Annotated in this window: 24 protein-coding genes and 3 pseudogenes; 16 read left to right on the forward strand and 11 right to left on the reverse strand. The window is 71.2% G+C overall.

The window, feature by feature from the left end:
* Positions 1-14: 14 nt before the first annotated feature.
* From AOK22_RS44165 to AOK22_RS21445, 4 genes and pseudogenes are all read right to left on the reverse strand, one after another.
* Positions 15-203 (reverse strand): hypothetical protein, encoded by a 189-nt coding sequence (locus AOK22_RS44165; RefSeq protein WP_055700324.1) that lies wholly within the window; start codon positions 201-203, stop codon positions 15-17.
* 104 nt (positions 204-307) lie between these two features.
* Positions 308-1209: pseudogene (locus AOK22_RS21435) on the reverse strand (S1C family serine protease); the annotation flags it as partial.
* A 108-nt stretch (positions 1210-1317) separates the two neighbouring features.
* Positions 1318-2340: a LacI family DNA-binding transcriptional regulator gene (locus tag AOK22_RS21440; RefSeq protein WP_079036727.1), complete on the reverse strand. Its 1023-nt coding sequence runs from the start codon at positions 2338-2340 to the stop codon at positions 1318-1320.
* A gap of 23 nt (positions 2341-2363) precedes the next feature.
* The gene (locus AOK22_RS21445; RefSeq protein ID WP_055700346.1) at positions 2364-3176 is read right to left on the reverse strand and encodes a response regulator transcription factor; all 813 of its coding nucleotides are present in this window, start codon (positions 3174-3176) and stop codon (positions 2364-2366) included.
* Between the two features lie 254 nt (positions 3177-3430).
* On the opposite strand from AOK22_RS21445, the gene AOK22_RS21450 reads away from it, so the two are divergent.
* From AOK22_RS21450 to AOK22_RS21475, 7 genes are all read left to right on the forward strand, one after another.
* Positions 3431-4321, forward strand: a complete 891-nt coding sequence (locus tag AOK22_RS21450; protein WP_079036728.1) for an alpha/beta hydrolase — start codon at positions 3431-3433, stop codon at positions 4319-4321.
* Positions 4322-4333: 12 nt separating this feature from the next.
* Positions 4334-4588, forward strand: coding sequence for a MoaD/ThiS family protein (locus AOK22_RS21455; protein ID WP_055700327.1), 255 nt, complete (start codon positions 4334-4336; stop codon positions 4586-4588).
* A gap of 5 nt (positions 4589-4593) precedes the next feature.
* A complete protein-coding gene (locus tag AOK22_RS21460) occupies positions 4594-5892 on the forward strand; it encodes a hypothetical protein (protein WP_055700328.1) in 1299 nt (432 codons plus the stop codon).
* Positions 5893-6004: 112 nt separating this feature from the next.
* Complete coding sequence (locus AOK22_RS21465) at positions 6005-6757, forward strand: LmeA family phospholipid-binding protein (RefSeq protein WP_055700329.1); 753 nt, start codon at positions 6005-6007, stop codon at positions 6755-6757.
* A 241-nt stretch (positions 6758-6998) separates the two neighbouring features.
* Positions 6999-7079, forward strand: a complete 81-nt coding sequence (locus AOK22_RS44010; RefSeq protein ID WP_351007875.1) for a putative leader peptide — start codon at positions 6999-7001, stop codon at positions 7077-7079.
* A 169-nt stretch (positions 7080-7248) separates the two neighbouring features.
* Complete coding sequence (locus tag AOK22_RS21470) at positions 7249-8094, forward strand: sulfurtransferase (protein ID WP_055700330.1); 846 nt, start codon at positions 7249-7251, stop codon at positions 8092-8094.
* Between the two features lie 32 nt (positions 8095-8126).
* Positions 8127-8414: a DUF1416 domain-containing protein gene (locus tag AOK22_RS21475; RefSeq protein WP_030784848.1), complete on the forward strand. Its 288-nt coding sequence runs from the start codon at positions 8127-8129 to the stop codon at positions 8412-8414.
* Between the two features lie 123 nt (positions 8415-8537).
* On the opposite strand, the pseudogene AOK22_RS21480 reads toward AOK22_RS21475, so the two are convergent.
* Both AOK22_RS21480 and AOK22_RS44015 read right to left on the reverse strand, forming a co-directional pair.
* Positions 8538-8780 (reverse strand): annotated as a pseudogene (locus tag AOK22_RS21480) (DUF3099 domain-containing protein); the annotation flags it as partial.
* Positions 8762-8806 carry a hypothetical protein gene (locus tag AOK22_RS44015; RefSeq protein ID WP_369693016.1) on the reverse strand — a complete coding sequence of 15 codons (45 nt, stop codon included), beginning with the start codon at positions 8804-8806 and terminating at the stop codon, positions 8762-8764. The pseudogene AOK22_RS21480 and the gene AOK22_RS44015, both read right to left, overlap by 19 nt.
* 284 nt (positions 8807-9090) lie before the next feature.
* Between AOK22_RS44015 and AOK22_RS21485 the strand changes: the two genes are divergently transcribed.
* The 3 genes from AOK22_RS21485 to ygfZ are packed head-to-tail and all read left to right on the forward strand — an operon-like array spanning position 9091 to position 11102.
* Complete coding sequence (locus tag AOK22_RS21485) at positions 9091-9663, forward strand: heme-binding beta-barrel domain-containing protein (protein WP_055700332.1); 573 nt, start codon at positions 9091-9093, stop codon at positions 9661-9663.
* 16 nt (positions 9664-9679) lie between these two features.
* Entirely contained in the window at positions 9680-10102 is a 423-nt protein-coding gene (locus tag AOK22_RS21490) for a Fur family transcriptional regulator (protein WP_055700333.1), read from the forward strand.
* A 34-nt stretch (positions 10103-10136) separates the two neighbouring features.
* Complete coding sequence (ygfZ, locus tag AOK22_RS21495; protein ID WP_055700334.1) at positions 10137-11102, forward strand: CAF17-like 4Fe-4S cluster assembly/insertion protein YgfZ; 966 nt, start codon at positions 10137-10139, stop codon at positions 11100-11102.
* Positions 11103-11136: 34 nt separating this feature from the next.
* Here the strand turns inward: ygfZ and dtd are convergent, their stop codons facing one another.
* A complete protein-coding gene (dtd, locus tag AOK22_RS21500) occupies positions 11137-11562 on the reverse strand; it encodes a D-aminoacyl-tRNA deacylase (RefSeq protein WP_055700335.1) in 426 nt (141 codons plus the stop codon).
* Positions 11563-11735: 173 nt separating this feature from the next.
* Here dtd and AOK22_RS21505 point away from each other — a divergent pair, with 173 nt between their 5' ends.
* Complete coding sequence (locus tag AOK22_RS21505; protein WP_055700336.1) at positions 11736-12344, forward strand: RsiG family protein; 609 nt, start codon at positions 11736-11738, stop codon at positions 12342-12344.
* A 293-nt stretch (positions 12345-12637) separates the two neighbouring features.
* On the opposite strand, the gene AOK22_RS21510 is transcribed toward AOK22_RS21505, so the two are convergent.
* A complete protein-coding gene (locus AOK22_RS21510) occupies positions 12638-12823 on the reverse strand; it encodes a hypothetical protein (protein WP_055700337.1) in 186 nt (61 codons plus the stop codon).
* A gap of 228 nt (positions 12824-13051) precedes the next feature.
* On the opposite strand from AOK22_RS21510, the gene AOK22_RS21515 reads away from it, so the two are divergent.
* On the forward strand, positions 13052-13963 hold the full coding sequence (locus AOK22_RS21515; RefSeq protein WP_055700338.1) for a FadR/GntR family transcriptional regulator: 912 nt from the start codon (positions 13052-13054) through the stop codon (positions 13961-13963).
* Positions 13964-14068: 105 nt separating this feature from the next.
* Here the strand turns inward: AOK22_RS21515 and AOK22_RS21520 are convergent, their stop codons facing one another.
* Complete coding sequence (locus AOK22_RS21520) at positions 14069-14257, reverse strand: hypothetical protein (RefSeq protein WP_055700339.1); 189 nt, start codon at positions 14255-14257, stop codon at positions 14069-14071.
* Between the two features lie 136 nt (positions 14258-14393).
* Here AOK22_RS21520 and AOK22_RS21525 point away from each other — a divergent pair, with 136 nt between their 5' ends.
* The 4 genes from AOK22_RS21525 (at position 14394) to AOK22_RS21545 (ending at position 19306) form a co-directional block, all read left to right on the forward strand.
* The gene (locus tag AOK22_RS21525) at positions 14394-15302 is read left to right on the forward strand and encodes a GntR family transcriptional regulator (protein WP_055700347.1); all 909 of its coding nucleotides are present in this window, start codon (positions 14394-14396) and stop codon (positions 15300-15302) included.
* 42 nt (positions 15303-15344) lie between these two features.
* On the forward strand, positions 15345-16070 hold the full coding sequence (locus AOK22_RS21530; protein ID WP_055700340.1) for an HAD family hydrolase: 726 nt from the start codon (positions 15345-15347) through the stop codon (positions 16068-16070).
* Positions 16071-16183: 113 nt separating this feature from the next.
* Positions 16184-18319: an HAD-IA family hydrolase gene (locus tag AOK22_RS39930; RefSeq protein WP_079036729.1), complete on the forward strand. Its 2136-nt coding sequence runs from the start codon at positions 16184-16186 to the stop codon at positions 18317-18319.
* A 96-nt stretch (positions 18320-18415) separates the two neighbouring features.
* Positions 18416-19306: a hypothetical protein gene (locus AOK22_RS21545; RefSeq protein ID WP_141753773.1), complete on the forward strand. Its 891-nt coding sequence runs from the start codon at positions 18416-18418 to the stop codon at positions 19304-19306.
* Here the strand turns inward: AOK22_RS21545 and AOK22_RS21550 are convergent.
* Both AOK22_RS21550 and AOK22_RS21555 read right to left on the reverse strand, forming a co-directional pair.
* Positions 19287-19724: pseudogene (locus AOK22_RS21550) on the reverse strand (ABC transporter permease); the annotation flags it as partial. The gene AOK22_RS21545 and the pseudogene AOK22_RS21550 overlap by 20 nt on opposite strands.
* 334 nt (positions 19725-20058) lie before the next feature.
* Positions 20059-20853 (reverse strand): TetR family transcriptional regulator, encoded by a 795-nt coding sequence (locus tag AOK22_RS21555; protein WP_079036731.1) that lies wholly within the window; start codon positions 20851-20853, stop codon positions 20059-20061.
* Positions 20854-20859: the final 6 nt, after the last annotated feature.

The raw sequence follows: 20859 nt of genomic DNA on the forward strand, positions 1-20859 counted from the left end.
GAACGGGGCCGGTATCAGCCTCGCACGCGGGCGGGGCCGGTGCGGGGCGGCCGACCGGAGTGCACCTCCCGTGCGACGGCGAGCGGGAGGCCGAGCCCGGCCGGATCGGTGGCGGGGCGGCCCCAGCCGACGGTGACGGCGAGGGCGTGCCGGGCGCGGTTGACGGTGACGGAGGTGAGGGAGGTGTGCGGGGTGCCGGACATGGCGGCCTCCTGGGGTGGACGTCGTACGGAGATCAGGTCTTCGAGCCCGACCGCAGCTTGCCGAGGTCGTCCTTGACCGTGTTGATCGGGATGGCGAAGCCNNNATCGCGGAGTTGATGCCGATGATGTTGCCGTTCATGTCGATGAGGGCGCCGCCGGAGTTGCCGGGGTTGAGCGAGGCGTCGGTCTGGAGCGCCTTGTACGTGGTCTTCGACGAGCCGGTGTCGCCGTTGAACTGCTGCCCGCCGAACTCGAACGGCCAGCCGCCCTGCGGGTCCTGCGGCTGCTGCCCCTCGTCCGTGGAGACGGTGACGTCGCGGTCGAGCGCGGAGATGATGCCGCTGGTGACGGTGCCGGTCAGGCCCTCGGGGGAGCCGATGGCGACGGCCTCGTCGCCGACCTTGACGTTGTCGGAGTTGCCGAGGGTCGCGGGCTTGAGCCCGGAGGCGTCCTTGAGCTGGATGAGCGCGAGGTCCTTCTTGCTGTCGGTGCCGACGACCTCGGCGTCGTACGTCTTGCCGTCGTTCGTCCGCACCTTGATCGAGGTGGCGCCGGCGATGACGTGGTTGTTGGTGATGATCTCGCCGTCGCTCTTGGTGATCACACCGGAGCCGGTCGACTTGCCCTGGCCCGTGGTGGCGCTGATCTCGACGATGCTCGGGCTGACCGCCTCGGCGACCCCGGAGACCGTGCCCTTCTTGCTGGTCGGCACGACGTCCGTGCTGGTGGCGGAGGTGCCGCTGTCCCGGTCGGTGAGGGTCTGTACGGCGTAGGCGGTGCCGCCGCCGACCGCGGCCGCCGCGATGGCGACGGCGGCGAGCAGGGCGACGGGGCCCTTGGCGCGGCGGCGCCGCTCGGGGGCGGGCGGCTGAGGTGCTTCCGGTGCGAAGGCGGGCGGGGGCGGGTACGCGCCGTGTGCGTACGCGCCCTGCGTACCGCCGTGGTGCACAGGCGCTGACGACTGCTGCTGGGGGTACTCGCCGCTGGGGCGGAAGGTCTCGGTCATGTCATTGAGACTGTCCGGCGTACATGAGAAGCGGCTGAGTACGTCCTGAGAAGCCCGGCAGAAGTGCGTATGCCCGATATAAAGCCAGGTCCGCGGGCGGAGCCGGGGCTACTGGCAGCCGCAGGACTGGCGCACCACGAGCCGGGACGGGAACAGCTTCAGCCGCTCCCGGCGCGACCCGGCGACCCGCAGCCCGTCGTCCAGGACCAGGTCGACCGCCGCACGGGCCATCGCGGGCCGGTCCGAGGCCACCGTCGTCAGCGGCGGGTCCGTGAGTCCCGCCTCCTTGACGTCGTCGAAGCCGGCGACGGCCAGCTCGCCCGGCACGTCGATGCGCAGCTCGCGCGCCGCCCGCAGCACACCGATCGCCTGGTCGTCCGTGGAGCAGAAGATCGCGGTGGGCCGGTCGGGCCGCGACAGCAGTTCGAGGCCCACCTGATAGGCGTCGTAGCGGTTGTACGGGGCCTCGAAGAGCCGGCCCTCCACCGAGCGCCCGGCCTCCCGCATCGCGCGCCGCCAGCCCTCGACGTGGTCGGAGACGGGGTCGCCGACGGTCGGCGTCTCGGCGGTGCCGCCGACACAGGCGACGTACTCGTGGCCGTGCTCAAGGAGGTGCCGGGTGGCGAGCTGGGCTCCGCCGAGGTCGTCCGTGACGACCGCGACGTCGTCGATGGCCTCGGGGCGCTCGTGCAGCAGCACCACGCGCGCGTCCCACGCGTCGATCTCGGCGGCGGCCTGGTCGGTCAGACCGTGGCTGACCAGGATGAGGCCGGAGACCCGCATGCCGAGGAAGGCGCGCAGATAGTGGGTCTCGCGCTCCTCCACGTAGTCGGAGTTGCCGACGAGGACCATCTTTCCGCGCTCGGACGCGGCCTGCTCGACGGCGTGCGTCATCTCCGCGAAGAACGGCTGGCGCGCGTCCGGCACGATCATGCCTATGAGGTCCGTGCGGCGGGACGCCATGGCCTGGGCGACCCGGTCCGGGCGGTAGCCCAGCTCCTTGATCGCGGCGAGGACACGCTCGCGCGTGGCCGGGGCGACCGGCCGGGGTCCGTTGTTGATGACGTAACTGACGACCGCGGTCGAAGTACCCGCAAGTCGCGCCACGTCATCCCGAGTCACCTTGGCCACGCGCGGAGTCTACGCGGATGGAACTACCGCTGGGCAGGGCGTACGGCAGCTTCCTTGGGTGCGGGCTTCCCGGCGGGCACCCGCGCGGGCGCCGCGTCCTTCGGCGCGCCCTCGGCCTTGGGGGCCGCGGCCTTCGCCGCCGCCTCGTCGGCCTCGCGCTCGACCTTCTCCGGAGTGACGAAGCGGTAACCGACATTCCGGACGGTTCCGATCAGCGACTCGTGCTCGACGCCGAGCTTCGCCCGCAGCCGCCGCACATGCACGTCGACCGTGCGGGTGCCGCCGAAGTAGTCGTAGCCCCAGACCTCCTGGAGCAGCTGGGCCCGCGTGAAGACCCGGCCCGGGTGCTGCGCCAGATACTTGAGCAGCTCGAACTCCTTGAAGGTCAGGTCCAGGACCCGGCCCTTCAGCTTCGCGCTGTACGTCGCCTCGTCCACGGACAGGTCGCCGTTGCGGATCTCCATGGGGGAGTCGTCGGCGGTGATCTGCTGGCGGCCCATCGCCAGGCGCAGGCGCGCCTCGACCTCGGCGGGGCCCGCGGTGTCGAGCAGGACGTCGTCGACGCCCCAGTCCGCGGTGACGGCGGCGAGGCCGCCCTCGGTCACGACGAGGATCAGCGGACAGCCGGGTCCGGTGGAGCGGAGCAGCTGACAGAGGCTGCGCACCTGCGGGAGGTCGCGGCGGCCGTCGACGAGGATGACGTCGGCGCCGGGGGTGTCGACGAGGGCGGGGCCCTCCGCCGGGGCGACGCGCACGTGGTGAAGGAGCAGGCCGAGGGCGGGGAGCACCTCCGTCGACGGCTGGAGGGCATTGGTCAGGAGCAGCAGAGAGCTCATCGCGCCCCACCTGCCCGGGTCGTCCATCGTTCGTGCACGGTTCGCTCGCCCATAACGTCGGTTCCTCCTTGGTCCCTGCGGAGGGGGTCCCCCTGCTCCTTCAGAGCTTGGGGGCGTTTGCGGCACTGCTTCGTACGGTGCCCCCGGGGCCCGCGCCCGGGGCCGACGAGCGCCGTCGTATACAGCGCTCCCGAAAGCACAAAAGGACCCGGGGGCTTCGCTGCCCGGATCCTCTGCGCAGCAGAATAGCCGACATGGGTTCCGGTCCGGCAGGTCAAGCGGCGCGATCTTCTGTGCCTCCGATCACTCGGGGGCAGGGTCGCGTTCAGCAGCGCGCAACGCTTCGTACAGACGACGGGGTGGCCATCGAGGCCGTCCACGACCCCGGGCCCGACCCCGCGGGAGAGCTCGCGATCGTGGTCGCGCACGGGATCACGGGGCATCTGGCGCGACCGCACGTGCGGCGCATCGCGGGCGTCCTCGCCCAGCGTGCGGGCGTGATCACCTTCTCGTTCCGGGGGCACGGCGGCTCCGGCGGGCACTCCACGGTCGGCGACCGCGAAGTGCTCGATCTGGCGGCGGCGGTGACGTGGGCGCGCTCGCTCGGGTACGCGCGCGTGGTCACCGTCGGCTTCTCGATGGGCGGATCGGTCGTGCTGCGGCAGGCAGCGTTGCACAGGGGGCGCACGGAAGCGCGCGCCGACGCCGTGGTCGCGGTGAGCGCCCCGGCCCGCTGGTTCTACCGCGGGACCGCGCCGATGCGGCGGATCCACTGGCTGGTGACGCGTCCCGCGGGCCGTGTCGTCGGCCGCCTCGGTCTCGGGACGAGAATCCACCCGCACGAGTGGGACCCCGTGCCCCTTTCGCCGGTCGAGGCCGTCCCCCTCATCGCGCCGACGCCGCTGCTCGTCGTGCACGGCGACCGTGATCCGTACTTTCCCGTCGACCACCCCCGGATGCTGGCGGCGGCCGCCGACGGAGGGGCGGAGCTGTGGCTGGAGGAGGGCATGGGGCACGCGGAGCACGCGGCCTCCGACGACCTCGTCGGGCGGATCGCCTCCTGGATCACGGCATCATGGACGTCGGCAATCGCCGAGGAGACGTCGGCGACAGCAGCCGAGGAGACATCGGCAACCGCCGACTGAAAGGGGAGTCGCATGGTGAACGGCACCATTCGCTACTGGGCCGCCGCCAAGGCGGCCGCGGGCGTCGCGGAGGAGCCGTACGCCGCGGTGACGCTCGCCGACGCGCTGGAGGCCGCCCGCGAGCGGCATCCCGGCGAGCTCGTCCGGGTCCTGCAGCGCTGTTCGTTCCTCGTCGACGGCGATCCCGTCGGGACCCGCGGGCATGAGACCGTACGGCTGGCCGAGGGCGGCACGGTCGAGGTGCTCCCGCCGTTCGCAGGAGGATGAGCGCCATGTCCAATCAGCCGTACGAAGGGTATGACCCGTACCAGCAGCAGTACGGGCAGCAGCAGTACGGGGAGCCGCAGCCGTACGGGGAGCCGCAGCACCAGCAGCAGCCCCAGCACCACCAGCCGCAGCCGCAGTACGGGGAGAACCCGTACCCCGAGCAGCAGCAGTACGCCGCGCCCTACCCGGACCAGGGCTACTACGCCGAGCCGCAGGCCCAGGCCCAGCCCCACTCCCAGCAGTACGCCCAGGACCCCTACGCCCAGCAGTGGCAGGGGCAGACGTGGGAGACGTCCGTGCAGCCGGCGCCGCCCGCGGCGGACTTGACGGAAACCGCCTACCTGCCGCAGCAGAACGCCGCCTACGGCCAGTCCCTGCCCCCGGAGACCCCGTCGAACGTGCCGCCGCAGACCCATCCGGAACCCGGCACCGGGGGCATGGCCGCGCAGGCCTCCGCCCCGGACCCGGCAGCGGCGTCCGGCGGACCTTCGGACGCGGCCTCCGGCGGCCCGTCCTACGGACCCGCCACCACCACCGGCAACCCGCGCATAACGGACGCCCAGCGCGCCCGCGCCGAGGGCCGCTCGCCGATCATCGAGCCCGGGATGCAGCCCGCCGCGCTGACCGCGCTGCTGGCGCTGCTGCTCGCCGGGGGCGCCGCCGTCGGGCAGTACGCGCTGCTCGTACCGCTGGTGATCCTCCAGGCCGTGACCGCCGCCGGCTGGTTCCGGCTGAACGGCATGTGGCCGGCCCGGCAGGGCATCGCCCTCGCCTTCCTCGGCGGCGTCGTCGCCGACGTGGCCCTGCTCGGCGTCGGCAAGGAGCACGCGCCCGCCGCCATCCTCGGCACCCTCGGCGTCTGGGTGCTGCTGGTGCTCGTGCTGCAGCTGCGCAGCCACGCCGGTGCCGACGAGCGGATGTACGGGCTGATGGCCACCGTCGTCTCCGCCGCGCTCGCGATCATCGCGACGGGGCATCTCGCGGCCGCGTCCGACGCCGTGACCGTGGGCTCCGTCGGGGTCGCCGTCGCGATCCTCGCCCGTGCGCTCCCGCTGCCCACGCCGGCCTCCGTGGCCGTCGCGCTGCTCGCGGCCGCCGGTGCCGGTGTCGCGGTCGGCGGCATGACGGACTACGGCAGCAAGGGGGCGCTGCTCGCCCTCGGTGCCGGGGCCTGCGCGGTGGTCGGGCACCGCGTCGCCAGCTACGACTACCCGTCCCGGTTCGTGCACATGACGGCGGGCGTCGCGCTGCCGCTCGCGGCCGCCGCCCCGGCCGTCTACGTCCTGGGCCGTGCCATCGGCTGATCGTCACAGGTGATCGACAGGTCCCCGGCCGGGCTCTCCGGCCGGGGACCTGTCCTTTAGGCTCGCGGAACGACAGCCGAAGGCGGGGAACCAAGGTGGGGGAACACCGGACATGAGCAAGCGCGCCGTACGAATACTGCTGGTCGTCGTCGTGATCCTGGGGGGCCTCTTCGTGGCGGCCGACCGGCTCGCCGTGAACTTCGCCGAGAGCGAGGCGGCGGACAAGCTGCGGTCCGGCGAGGGGCTCGGCGAGACGCCCGACGTCTCGATCAAGGGCTTCCCCTTCCTCACCCAGGTCGTCGGCGGCGAGCTCGACGACGTCGAGGTCGGCATCAAGAACTACGACGCCAAGTCGGGTTCGGACTCGATCCGCATCGCCGATCTGACCGCCCACATGAAGGGCGTGAAGTTCTCCGGTGACTACAGCTCCGCGACCGCGGCGACCGCCTCCGGCACCGCGCGTGTCTTCTACGACGAGCTCCTGAAGGCCACCGAGTCCGAGCCGGTCAAGCTGCCGCTGGGCGCCGAGGGCAAGGTCGTGGGCCTCTCCGACGGCGGCAACGGCAAGATCAAGGTCGAGGTCGAGGTCAGCAAGGGCGGCGCGAAGCTGCCGAAGCCCGTCCACGTGCTCAGCTCGGTCCGCGTCGAGGGCGACACCATCAAGGTCCACGCCGACCGGATCCCGAAGAACCTGGACGTCCTCGGCGTCTCCATCCCGCTGCCCGAGGGCATGGTCCGCGACGTCACCGACTTCGAGCAGAAGATCGACGACCTGCCGGCCGGGATCGAGCTGGAGAAGGTCGAGGCGGCGCCGGACGGCGTGGACATGTCCGTGACGGGCACGAACGTCAGCCTGACCGGCTGACACACCCCGGCCGCCGGGCCGGCGCTCTCCCGCCCGGCCCGGCCGAGGAACCGGAATCTCCGGGCGCGTCCGCAGTACGAGACACAGGCGTCCGGCGGGCGGATGCGGCGGCGACCGCACCCGGCCCGGCGCGCCTCCGGGGCGGCTCCGGGCTTCAACAATTCCCACTATGTGGATGATCGCGTCTCACCATGCGGAGCACCGGTGACACAGGCGCCCCTCCGTCCCTACGATCGGACGCATGCAACGACAGGCGGATCTCACGAAGCGGCGGGCAGTGGACCTGTGCCGCGTCGCCGCCATGCTCTGTCGCACCTTCTAGCGGGAGCTCCCACTCCCGTGTTCCCCAGGCCTGTCGACGTCCATCCGACCGGCCGCACCGCGCCGTACGTACGCCACCCGTGCCTCCCCGCACCACCGGCCCGTACCGGCCGCCCCCTCGTGCACCGCAGCACAGCCGCACCGCCGCAACTGCCCCGGAGGAGAGAAGCATGAGCCGCAGCGACGTCCTGGTAGACGCCGACTGGGTCGAGGCCCACATCGAGGACCCGAAGGTCGCCATCGTCGAGGTCGACGAGGACACCTCGGCGTATGACAAGAACCACATCAAGAACGCGATCCGCATCGACTGGACCAAGGACCTCCAGGACCCGGTCCGCCGTGACTTCGTCGACCAGGAGGGCTTCGAGAAGCTCCTGTCGGCCAAGGGCATCGCGAACGACACGACCGTCGTCCTCTACGGCGGCAACAACAACTGGTTCGCCTCGTACGCCTTCTGGTACTTCAAGCTCTACGGCCACCAGGACGTGAAGCTCCTCGACGGCGGCCGCAAGAAGTGGGAGCTGGACTCCCGCGACCTGGTCGACGGCGCGCAGGTGCCGAACCGCCCCGCCACCGAGTACAAGGCCAAGGCCCAGGACACCTCGATCCGCGCCTTCCGCGACGACGTCGTGGCGGCCATCGGTTCGAAGAACCTGGTCGACGTGCGCTCGCCCGACGAGTTCAGCGGCAAGCTGCTCGCCCCGGCCCACCTCCCGCAGGAGCAGTCGCAGCGTCCGGGCCACGTCCCGTCCGCCCGCAACATCCCGTGGTCGAAGAACGCCAACGACGACGGCACCTTCAAGTCGGACGACGAGCTCAAGGCCCTCTACGAGGACGAGCAGGTCGACCTGGCGAAGGACACCATCGCCTATTGCCGCATCGGTGAGCGTTCGGCCCTGACCTGGTTCGTCCTGCACGAGCTGCTCGGCCAGACCAACGTCAAGAACTACGACGGCTCCTGGACCGAGTACGGCTCGCTCGTCGGCGTGCCGATCGAGCTCGGCGCCAACAAGTAGGACCGACCGACCTTCTTCCCCTAGGAGTACACATGTGTGGAGCAAAGGCCGGCGGCCCCGACGCTTCGACGATCAAGCCCGGTGAGACGACGATCCAGGGCCAGGTGACCCGCGACGGCGAGCCCGTCACCGGTTACGTGCGCCTGCTCGACTCGACCGGCGAGTTCACCGCCGAGGTCCCGACCTCGGCGACCGGCCAGTTCCGCTTCTACGCGGCCGAGGGCACGTGGACCGTCCGGGCGCTGATCCCCGGCGGCACCGCCGACCGCACGGTCGTCGCCCAGACGGGCGGCCTCGCGGAGGTCGCGATCGCGGTCTGATCGACCGCCGCGCCGAGAACGGTCGAAGGGCCGCACCCCAGGGGTTGGACGCCACTGGAACGGGGTGCGGCCCTTCGGCTGCGTACGCATGAGTAGGGATGGACGGGGCGCGCACCGGAAGAGCTACCGCCGGCGGCGTTTGCCGTCCAGCTCGTCCCACCACTCGTCGGACTTCGGGTCCCCGCTGGGGTCGTCCCACCAGCGGTCCTCGGGGCCGCGCCGGTTCGCCGCCATCGCGGCCAGCGGCGGGATCACCATCGCCACCACGCACATCCCGACGGCCACGGGAATCGACCAGAGCCGCACCACGCCCCACGCCAGGACGAACAGCGCGATGCACGTGCCCATCATGGCGAAGTACACATGGCGCCTGCGCGCGTACATACGTCCAGCGTACGCCGTAAGGCCCCTCACAGAGAGGGACCGGCGCCGCCCGACTACAGTGGGAGCGGCTCTGATACCTGCCCAACAGCTCACCGAGGAGCACCCCGTGCTTGAGGCCTTCTTCTCCGCCCTGCTGGTTCTCGTCTGCGTCGGCGTTCTCGCCTTCGCCGGCCTGACCGTGAAGAAGCTGTACCAGGGCCAGCGCTGACCGCCCACCCGTCGCCCGACCACCACCCCTGATGGTGCGCTTCGCGCGCTGCACTCACCCCTCCACAGATCGCCTGAGCATCCCATGATCGAGATTCCGTCCGACCTGAACCCCGACCTCGTGCCCCTCGCCTTCCTCCTCGGCAACTGGGCCGGCGCGGGTGTCACCGACTTCCCCGGCGCCGAGAAGGCGAATTTCGGCCAGGAAGTCTCCTTCACGCACGACGGGCGGGACTTCATCGAGTACCGCTCGTACACCTGGGTGCTCGACTCCGAGGGCAACAAGGTCAAGCCCCTGGAGACCGAGTCCGGTTTCTGGCGCATCGACAAGGACCGCAAGGTCGAGGTCGTGATGGTCCGCGACGACGGCGTCGTCGAGGTCTGGTACGGCGAGCTGGCCGACCAGAAGCCGCAGATCGACCTGGTCACGGACGCCGTCGCGCGCACCGCGGCCTCCGGCCCCTACACCGGCGGCAAGCGGCTCTACGGCTATGTGAAGGGCGACCTGATGTGGGTCGGCGAGAAGCAGACCCCCGAGGTCCCGCTGCGGCCGTACATGTCGGCGCAGCTCAAGAAGGTCGTCACGCCCGAGGAGGTCGCCGACATGGCGCGGAACCTCGGCGATCTGCCCGACGACGGCATCGCCTTCTTCAAGTAGACCTAGACTCTGAGGTGTGGTGAGCACCGACTGGAAGAGCGACCTGCGGCAGCGCGGCTACCGCCTGACCCCGCAGCGCCAGCTTGTCCTCGAAGCCGTCGACACCCTTGAGCACGCGACCCCCGACGACATCCTCTGCGAAGTGCGCAAGACGGCGTCGGGGGTCAACATTTCCACGGTGTACCGCACCCTGGAGCTCCTGGAGGAGCTGGGCCTGGTCAGCCACGCCCACCTCGGGCACGGCGCGCCGACCTACCACCTGGCGGACCGCCACCACCACATCCACCTCGTCTGCCGCGACTGCACGAACGTGATCGAGGCCGACACGGAGATCGCGGCGGAGTTCACCGCCAAGCTGCGGGAGACCTTCGGGTTCGACACCGACCTGAAGCACTTCGCGATCTTCGGGCAGTGCGAGAACTGCGCCGCCCAGAAATAAAAACGCGCGCTACCGGGTCGTAGTCTTTGTGAACATGAAGAGCCCCCTGTTGTCCCTGCCCGGCGCCGTCCCCGCCGAGGGCGTGGACGAAGGCGTCGCCGCCCACTACGGCGAACTGTTCCGTGAGCAGCGCGCCCTCTCCGAAGGCACCGGTTTCGTCGACCTCTCGCACCGCGGCGTCGTCACGGTCACCGGCGCCGACCGGCTGAGCTGGCTGCACCTGCTGCTCACCCAGCACGTCAGCGAGCTGCCGACGGGCCAGGCAACCGAGGCGCTGATCCTCTCCGCCAACGGCCACATCGAGCACCACCTCGCCCTCGTCGACGACGGCGAGACCGTCTGGGCGCACGTCGAGCCCGGCACGCAGGACGCCCTCATCGCGTACCTGGAGAGCATGAAGTTCTTCTACCGCGTCGACGTCGCCGACCGCACGGACGAGTTCGCCGTGGTCCACCTGCCCGCCGGCTCCATCGCCGCGGCCCCCGAGGGCGCCGTCGTGCGCGAGACGGCGTACGGCCGCGACGTGTTCCTGCCGCGCGCCGGCCTGGAGACCTTCGCCGCGGCGAACGGCCCGGCGGCCGGGCTCCTCGCCTACGAGGCGCTGCGGGTGGAGGCCCACCGGCCCCGCCTCGGCTTCGAGACCGACCACCGCACCATCCCGCACGAGCTGGGCTGGATCGGCACCGCCGTGCACCTGCAGAAGGGCTGCTACCGAGGGCAGGAGACGGTCGCCCGCGTGCAGAACCTGGGCAAGCCGCCGCGCCGCCTGGTCTTCCTGCACCTGGACGGCAGCGAGGTGCACCTGCCGGCCGCGGGGACGCCGCTGCACCTCGCGAGCGAGGGCACCGAGGGCCGCAAGCTCGGCTTCGTCACCACGGCCGTACGCCACCACGAGCTCGGCCCGATCGCCCTCGCGCTGGTCAAGCGCAATGTGCCGGTGGACGCGGAGCTGACCGCCGGGGACACGGCGGCGGCGCAGGAGGTCGTGGTCGAGCCCTGACGCCCGGCTGCCGCCGTGCCGGGCGGCCCGGCGGTCACATCTCCAGAAGCACCGTGAACGGGCCGTCGTTCGTCAGTCCCACCCGCATCTGGGCGCCGAACCGGCCCGTCGCCACCGTCGCGCCCAGGGAGCGCAGTTGGGCGACCACCTCGTCGACCAGCGGCTCGGCGACGTCGCCGGGGGCCGCCGCGTTCCAGGTGGGGCGGCGGCCCTTGCGGGCGTCGCCGTAGAGCGTGAACTGGCTGATGACCAGCAGCGGCGCGTCGATGTCGCTGCACGACCGCTCCTCGGCCAGCATGCGCAACGACCAGAGCTTGCGGGCCAGTTGGGCCGCCTTCTCCTTGGTGTCGTCGTGCGTCACGCCCACCAGGACGCACAGGCCCTCGCCGCTGATCTCGCCCACCGTCTCGCCGTCGACCACGACGCTCGCGCCGTCGACGCGCTGTACCACTGCTCGCATACGGCCCATCATGCCGTGCCGCCGGGGGCGCCCGGACGGCGTGTGCCGGATGCTCAGGATCCCCCCATCTGGGGCCGATTCCGGGCACTCATTCACATAGCGGCCACTCGGGGTGGCACCATGCTCACACGCGGTGCTCCGCGTGGGCCGGTCGAGGGGACGGGTAGATCCACATGAGTACACCAAGCACCGGGCAGTCGCCCGGCCGTATCTCGCTGCGCCGTACGGCGGTCCCGCGCCCGCCCGCGCAGCGCACCGGCGAGCGGCTGCTGCCCGACGTGCCCGAGCACGATCTGGCGGCACTGCGCCTGCCCGAGCTCCGGGAGCTGCGCAGGTCCGCCCAGCAGGACGAGGCGGACCTCAGCTATCTGCGGCGGCTGCTGCAAGGGCGGATCGACATCCTGCGGGCCGAGATCGCCCGCCGCAGGGGGCCGCGGTCGCCGGCGCCCGAGCCCGCGGCGCCGCTCGTGGAGCGCCTCCCGGAGATCCTCACGGACGCTCCGGCCCGGCACCGCTCCTCGGCCCGGCACGTCACGCTCGGCACTCCGCACGGCGAGGAGTACCGCCGTCTCGCCTCGGAGATGCTCGCGGAGGTCGAGCTCTCCGACCTGGCGGCGCGCACGGACGACGAGCTGCACACGGCCATGGGCCGCCTCGTCCGCTCCGAGCAGCAGGTGTCCCGGCGCCGCCAGCTGCTGCAGCGGACGGCGGACGACTGCAGCGCGGAGATCGCGCGGCGCTATCGCGAGGGCGAGGCGCAGGTCGACGACCTGCTGACGTGAGGCGGCCCGGGGCGCGGCCTCGGGGCCCGCGAGGGCTTGCTGTGGCTTGCTGGGGGGCCTGAGGGCTCCGCAGGGGCCGTCGTACGGCCTCCTGACCGGCCTTCCGGCGCCCTGACGGCTTCCCGGCGCCCTGACAGATAGGCCTCCCGGCGCCCTGGCGCCGGCTTCCCGGCCTCCTGACGAGCCCCGGTCCCCCCGTAGCAGGGGACCGGGGCTCGTTTGGTGACGGCTGGCCGGACTCCCGGCTCCCCTCCGGATGGGAGCCCGGCCAGCCGGGTCATGGGCCCCGCCGGTCAGCCCGACTGGGCGAGCAGCAGGACGAGGAGCGCGGCCCCGACGCCGCTGAGCTTGGTGTTCTTGGCCTTGATTCCAACGGTCAGCAGGACGAAGGCGACGATGCCGAGCGGTCCGTACTTCCACTGGATGAGCTGCTCGAAACCGATGGCGAGGGCGGCGACGGCAATGGCGATGAGCGGCATGGCGTTCCCTCCTTCGGGATCGGGGCTGCGGACCCCGTTGGTCGGCGGCCAACTGGCTGCCACGAGCCGGTACTTCGCGGTCGCGGCGGATGGCTGGTGGCCAACCCCGGGAGGGTCTGACCATGTCGCCAAAGTTGGCTACCAACTTCAATTGGCTTATCTCCGCTGTGAGTCGACTCATAACCACCTTTCCTGCAACTCCCCAAAGATGGCGCGAAGTTGTACGGTTTGGTTGTGAGCGCGGAACATGCCTCCGTCAACGGGCGGAAGAGGGCGCAGCGGTCCCACCGCGACGTCGCCGATGTGCTGCGCGACCGGATCAGATCCGGGTCGCTGCGGGCGGGCCAGCGCATGCCCACGCAGGCCGAGCTGGCCGTCGAGTTCGGTGTGGAGCGCGGCGCGGTGCGCGAGGCGCTGCGCATCCTGCACCGCGAGCATCTGCTGTCCAACGTGTCCAAGGGCAGCCCCGCCACGGTCGCGGAGGCCTCGGAGCGCGCGCTGGCCGGGGCCGGAGCGGTGCGGCCGCAGCCCACGATGGTCGGCCTGGCCCCCCGCATCGCCGCCGCCTTCGAGGTGCCGCACGTGGAGATAGACGCGCTCTGTCTCACGTCCATCTCCCTCACCATGGCCATCGGCGAACCGCTGCGGCAGATCCACGCGGGGCAGCGGAAACCGGCCAAGGTCGACGTGCGGGTGCTGCTGCCGAGCCGTGACATCGACCTCGCCTTCCCCGCCCCCGTGGACGTGGGGCACGAGGAGGGCGGCAAGGTGCACCGGCGCTGGCTCGACCAGCGCAACGCGCAGGGGCAGGTGCTGCGCCACAACCTCCTCGCGCTGCGGGCCTCGCACGGCATCGACGTGTCGGTGAAGTTCCGGGCGCTGCCGTTCACGCCGCCGGTGAAGCTGTATCTGATCAACGGCTCGGAAGCGCTCTTCGCGTACTACACGCTCACCAAGCGCGACGAGGAGATAGGCCAGGCGTCCCTGGAGATGTACGACGCGCAGGGCACGCAGTCGATGCTCTTTCCGTTCCAGCAGGGCGACGGGCTGCGGGACACCACGTTCGTGGAGCAGTCCCACCTCTGGTTCAACGCGCTGTGGAACACGATCAGCCAGGACCTGGAGCTGGCGCCGGGCTAGGGGGATCCGGCGCGGCGAGGGGGGAGGGAGCCGGCGGAGGTGCCGGGGTGGCGGCGGAGGGCCAAGGTCTCCGCCGAGGAGCCCCCGGCGCCTCCGCCGACTCGGTCAGCCGGCCGGACCCGTCATCATCAGGGCGAGGACGGCGGCACCGACAGAGCTGCAGGTGGGGCTCTTCGCCTTGAGGCCGACGGTGAGCAGCAGGAGGCCGACGATGCCCGTGGGTCCGTACGTCCACTGGACGAGCTGCTCGACGGCGACGGCGACCACGGCGGCGAGGAGGGCGAGAACGGGCATGATGGTTCCTCCTTCTGCCATCTTGAGCCAGTTGGCAACCAACTCTCCTTGAGTGGTCCCCACTTGGCATGAGGGGATAAACAACTCTCCTTCAACTTCCCCGCAACTCCCGCGAGATGGCGGTCAGTTGTATCGTCTGGTCGTGACCCAGGAGAACGTGGCAGTGAACGGCAGCAGAAAACTCACACCCCAGGCCATCGCCGACACGCTCCGCGAACGCATCCGGGCGGGCGAGCTCAAGGCGGGCGACCGCCTGCCGACCCAGGCGGAGCTGGCCGAGGAGTTCGGCGTCGAACGCGGCACCGTGCGCCAGGCGATGAAGAAGCTCCAGAGCGAGGGTCTCCTGTCCAACGTGAGCAAGGGCAGCCCCCCACGGGTGGCCGACTCGGCCCCCGCCCCCGTGAGCCAGGTGCCCCAGCCGTCGATGGTGGCGCTGGCACCGCGGCTGGGGGCGGCGTTCGGGGAGAAGGAGGTGCGGATCGATGTGGTGTCGTACACCGCGGAGACGCTGATGCTGGCTCTGGGGGAGCCGGTGCGGCTCATCCACGAGGGCCGGGTCGGCCCCGAGTCCATCAAGGTGCGCATTCTGCTGCCGAGCAGCGACATAAAGCTGGCCTTCCCCGTGCCGGTCGAGGGGGACGCCCAGAGCGCGGACCGGCTCCATCGGCGCTGGCTGGCCCAGCGCAACACCCAGGGGCAGGTGCTGCGCCACAACCTCCGTGCCCTGCGTTCCTCGCACGGCATCGACGTCGAGGTGGGATTCCGCGCCCTGCCGTTCACCCCGCCGGTCAAGCTCTATCTGCTGAACGGGCAGGAGGCGCTGTTCGCGTACTACACGCCCCGCGAGCAGCAACTGGAACTGGAGGAGGACGCCGCGAGCGAGGGCGAGGTGGTGCACCTGTATGACGTCCCGGGCATCAAGGCGCCGCTGTTCTCGTTCGAGAGGTCGGGTCCCTCCTCGCGCGACAACGTGTTCGTCGAGGAGTCCCAGAAGTGGTTCGACGCACTCTGGGCAACCATCGCGACTGACCTGACACTCTCTTAAGTGACCTCTGACTCGACGCACTTTGACTCGACATGGCCCGAGATGATCGATGAATCGAGCGAGAAGCTACGTAATCTGATCGAACCCGTTCGCTTCGCACTCTTCGACTTCGACGGCCCCGTCTGCCGCCTCTTCGCCGGCCGCGCGGCCGACGAGGTGGCGAAGGACCTGGTCCAGCGGCTTGAGGAGCGGGGCCTGCGCGGTCTGCTCACCCCCGGGGAGCGCGAGGAGCCCGATCCCTACATCGTGCTGCGCGCCGTCCACCGCCGCCATCCCCGGAGCGATCTCGTCGACGAGCTGGAGCGGTGGCTCACCCAGCAGGAACTGGATGCCGTCGCCTCCGCCTGGCCCACCGCACACGTCGACCCGCTGATCCAGACCTGGTACGCGATCGGCACCCGGCTCGCCGTGACGACCAACAACGCCCCGGACCCGGTGAATCGTTACCTCCATTCACGCGGCCTCCTGGCGTGCTTCGCCCCGCACATCTACGGCCGCACGGCCGACCTGAGCCTCCTCAAGCCCCACCCGCACTGCGTGCAGCGCGCCCTGGGCGCGATGGGAGCCGACCGGAGGCTCACCCTGATGATCGGTGACGCGCCGTCGGACTACGAGGCGGCCCGGCGCGCGGGCGTGCGGTTCCTGGGTTACGCGCGTAACAAGCGCAAAGCCGCCCTGCTCCACGAGGCCGGCGCCCGCCACCTTGTCTCGTCACTGGAGCCCGTCCTCGACACCGTCCGCGCGGCAGGCGAACACAAGGCGCGGTAGGCGAACACAAGACGGAGAAAAGCAGGGGGCGGAGGGCGGCAAAACGGCGCGCCGATGTCCACATCGCGACATGTGGCAGGAACGGTTCCGTCCAACGGCTACCCTCTGCGCTCATGCCCTCATCTCCGCCCCGCAATCCCCAGGGGGCGCCGAAGAGCGGTCGCCGCGAGACGTGGATCCGACACCTCGCCGACGCGCACAGGAACCGCCCGGACCGCGAGATCGTGGCCGGGTACCACAACATCAACTACGTCGTGCCGCTCGGTGTGCGGCTCGCCTTGCTGTTGCACACGATGCCGTTCCGGGCACGGGTCAAGTGCCGGATGCCCATCGAGGCGGTGGAAGTGGTGCCACGCATCTGGCCGAGCGAGACGGACCTCCTCGCGGTCGTGAGCCGGCACCTCAAGGAGGTCCCCCGCTGCTACCGGGACTTCGGCGACTGGTCGCTGCACTCCTACCGGGCGGGCACGGTGCTCTCCGAGGCCCAGCCCCACGGGCCCGTCGGCGACGCGATGCTGCTCCGGCTGGCCGAGTTCTTCGCCAAGACGGCGTCCGTCCCCGAGGAGGAGCTGCCGCCCAGACCCGCCGACTGGCCCGAGAGCGGGCAGAGCGAGGAGTTCCTGAACTGGCTGATCGACTTCACCGAGGACCGAGTGCACGGACCGAACCGCCGGCGGTTCGACGAACTCTTCACGGACCTCGGCATCCGCCCGGACGCCATGACGGCCTTCCGGGACGACCCGGACCGCCCGCGCCTGACGCCGCGCCCCTTCTGTCTCCTCCACACCGATGTGCATCGAGCAAACGTCGTCGTCGACCGCAAACAAGTCGCTGTCATCGACTGGGAGTTGGCGATGTACGGCGACCCTCTCCACGACCTCGCCACCCATCTCGTACGTATGGACTACGACAAGGACGAGCATGCGGCGATGACGCGGATGTGGGCCGAGGAGATGGAGCGGGCGGGCCACGAGAAGATGACGGAGGGGCTCGACGCCGATCTGCCGGTCTACCTGGACTTCGAGTACGCCCAGTCCGTCTTCCCCGACGTCATGCGGGCCGCGCTGGGTCTGACCACGCTGCCCGGTGAGCCGGACGCGGCCGACTACGCGGGCGCGGCCGTGCGGGTCTGCCGGGCGTTGCGGCGCGCGGCCGAACCCCTGAAGCTGAGGGCAGTGCCCGACGAGGGCCGGGCGGAACGGGCCTTGCGGGACTGGTACGAGGGACCGTTCGGCCGCGCTCTGAGCGCGAGGGCGGAGGACCGGACGGGTGGTGAGGCCGGTGACGCCACTGCCGATGACACCGATGGGCGGGGCCATGGGGGAGACGTGACGGGTTCGGAGGGCCGGGAGGCGGCCGACGAGGGGTGCGGCGGGGGCGCCGGGCTCGCCGGGAACGCCGAAGGCGCCGAGGGCCGCGAAGGGCGGGCCGGGGCGGCCGAGCCGCGCGAGCCGCGGCCCGAGGCGGTCGAGGCGTACGCACCGCGGGGCGACACGGCCGAGGCGTACGAACCGCAGGGCGACACGGCCGAGGCGTACGAGTTGCGCGAGGCGCGGCGGCTGCTGGCGGCCCGCGCCGACGCCGGCGTGCTCCTGGACTTCGACGGCCCCATCTGCCGGCTCTTCCCGGACGGCTCCTCGAAACGTGTCGCCGACGACCTCAGGGCCCTCGCCCGGCGGCACGGTCTCGACGGCGTACTCGGCCCCGAGGAAAAGGCGACCATCGACCCCCATGACGTGCTGCGCGCCATGGACCGGGCCCTGTCGGACAGTGCCCTGATCGCCGAGTTCGAGAAGGTCCTCACGAAGGGGGAGGTGGCGGCGGCGCGCAAGGCCCGGCCCACCCCGGGCGCCCACCGCCTCATCCGCGCGCTGAGGGCGCGGGGCGTACGGATCGCCGTCGTCACCAACAACTCGCCGCACGCCGTCGCCGCCCACCTGCGCCGGCAGGGCCTCACCGAGGCCTTCGGGCCGCACGTCTACGGCCGGACGGACCGCCCCGCCCTCCTCAAGCCGCACCCCGACAGCCTCGAACGCGCCCTGCGCGCGCTGGGCGTCGAGCCCGCCGACGCCCTCATGGTCGGCGACACGGTGGCCGACCTGGGGGCGGCGCGGGACGCGAAGGTCCTCTTCGTGGGCTACGCCCGCAACGAGGGCAAGGAGAAGCGGTTGCGCGCGGCGGGCGCCGGTCTCGTCCTCGGCTCGCTCGAAGCGCTGCTCGACCTGCTGCCCGCCGCGCCCGCCCCCTGATCCGTCGGCGCTCTTCCTGACCGCGCGAGGGACGGGCACCATGGCCTGGCTGTTGGGCGTACCGCTCAACTCACCTGGTTCCAGGGAGGTTCGGTGGTGGCGAGCGGTCGTCGTACGGCGCGGGAGCGGGTCGCGGTGAGCTGGGGCAGAGCGGAGAGCGCCGTCACCAAGACGGCGCTGCTCGGTGTGTTCGGCCTCGGGCTGGTTGCGCAGTTCGTGCCGTCGGTGGGGGACGCGCTGGAGGGGAAGGCGTTTCTGGGGGGTGCGCTTCTCAGTCTGGTCGCCTTCGTCCTCTACGGCGAGGTGCGCGGGCTGAAGGACGCCCTGCGGCCCGCGGTCCGGGACGAGGTAACGACCGCCGAGTTGGGGGAGTACTTCGACCGGGCGCTGGCGGCGAGGAAGCGGGACCGGCGTACTCGGATCGATGCCGTCGGATTCACCGGCGAGACCGTGCTGTACCCGATCAGCCGCAGTCTGGAGGTCCTCGACGTGGGTGCCCGGCGAGCCGTGACCCTGCGGATCCTCGTGCCGGACTTCACGGCCGAGATGGCGATACCCGGCATGCTGGACGAGCGGGGCAGGGCCGTGGACGACCCGGTGTTCCGCGCCGAACTGCTGCGCAAGGTCCAGCAGTACGAGTCCACGATGAAGGATCTCGCCCGGCGCTTGCGGCACCAGGACCGGGCCGACCTCGACGCGGAGTTCCGCGTACTGCGCATCACACCGGGGCTGAAGTTCTGCCTGATCGACCGCGAGGAACTGTTCGACGGCATCTACGACAAGCTGGAGGAGCGGCCCGCCGGCACGGGTCCGGAACGGCAGGTGCTCGACCTCATGGGCTACCACGCGATCCTCACCCGCTGGCACTCCGCGTCGGGCGCCGCGGGCCGCGAGAAGACCACGCAGCGCCAGGACTACTTCGACATGCTGTGGCGGGTGTCCTCGCCTCTCCCCAGCGGGAGTCTCCCTACTGGGAGCGCCTCCTGAACAGGACCGCCGACAGGACGACCGAGATGAGCAGGATGCCCGCGCACCACGTCAGGGCCAGCCACGGGGTGTGGCGCACGGGCTCGTTCAGGAGGAGGCCCCTGAGGGACTCGATGACCGGGGTGACCGGCTGGTGGTCGGCGAAGGCGGCGAGCCACGACGGCATCGTGTCCGTGCGGACGAACGCGCTGCTGGGGTAGGGCAGGAAGCTCACGAAGAACGTGAACCCGCCTGCCGCCTCGGGCGACTTCGCGAGCAAGCCCACCGTCGCCGACAGCCACGACAGCGCGAGGATGAAGGCGACGAGCACGGCCGCCGCCGCGAGCCAGCCCGGCAGGGTCGCCGCCGGTCGGAAGCCGATCGCGTAGGCGACGCCGAGGACGAGGGCCGTCGCGACGAGGTTGCGGGCCGTCGACGCCAGGCTCGGGTTCATTGGTACCCGGGGTGCAAATGTGCCTGAGTCTCATCGGCGCCCAGGGTTCAAGGGTGCCTGAGTCTCATGTGTGCCCGGGGTTCAAAGGTGCCCCCGGCTCACGCTTGCCTCAGGCGCAAACGTGCCCAAGTCTCACGCGTGCCTCGGGCACAAGCGTGCCTGGGTCTCAGACGTGCCTCAGACACGAGCGTGCCCGGGTCTCAGGCGTGCCTCGGGCGCAAACGTGCCCGAGGCGCAAACGTGCCCGAGGCGCAAACGTGCCCGAGGCGCAAACGTGCCCGAGGCGCAAACGTGCCCGAGGCGCAAACGTGCCCAAGTCTCACGCGTACCGTGCCAGTCCCGAGCGCAGTTGGCCGAACGCCCTGTTCGCCGATGTCACCGCGTCCGGCCAGACCTCGTCGGCCGATTCGCCCGCCGCGATGCGGCGCCAGTTCTCGCTCGCGAGGATCCGTTGGACGGCGACGATCTGGCCGGCGGCGAGGCGGGCCTCCAGGGTGTTGCCGCCGTGGGCGTCCACCAGGGCGGTGGCCAGGGCCTGTTCGGAGCGGTCCTGGTAGCCGTGGAGGCGGGCCACCAGTGACGGGGTGCCGTAGAGGAGCCGGTGGAAGGCGAGGACTCCGGGGTGGTCGTTGAGACCGGTCACCGGATCGTGGCGCTCCAGGCCGTCGAGGAAGTGCCGCTGCAGCGCGTCGAGTGCCGCGCGCTTGGCCGGGCGGTCGGCGACCACGCGGCCCGCCTCGTCCTCGTGGTCCGCGAACCGGTGCAGGACCAGGTCCTCCTTCGACGGGAAGTAGCGGAAGAGGGTCGGCTTGGAGATGTCCGCCGCCGCCGCGACCTCCGCCACCGACACCTTCTCGAAGCCCTTCTCCAGGAACAGGGTGATCGCCGTCTCCGAGATCACCTCGTACCTGCGTTGCTTCTTGCGCGCGCGCAGCCCTTCGGGCGGCGGGGTGGCGGTCCCGGCCGCGTGGGTCGCATCAGCCGTGCCGGTCGCGTCGGCCTCGCCGGCCGCGCCAGCCGTGTCGACCGTGCCGGTGTGCGCGGGCGCTTCGTCGCCGCTGCCCCTGCTCTTGCCCTGGTACTCGTCCTGGACCGTGCCGCTCTCGCTGCTCATGAGGGA

The organism is Streptomyces silaceus (genome assembly GCF_001419745.1).
Classification (GTDB): Bacteria; Actinomycetota; Actinomycetes; order Streptomycetales; family Streptomycetaceae; genus Streptomyces; species Streptomyces silaceus.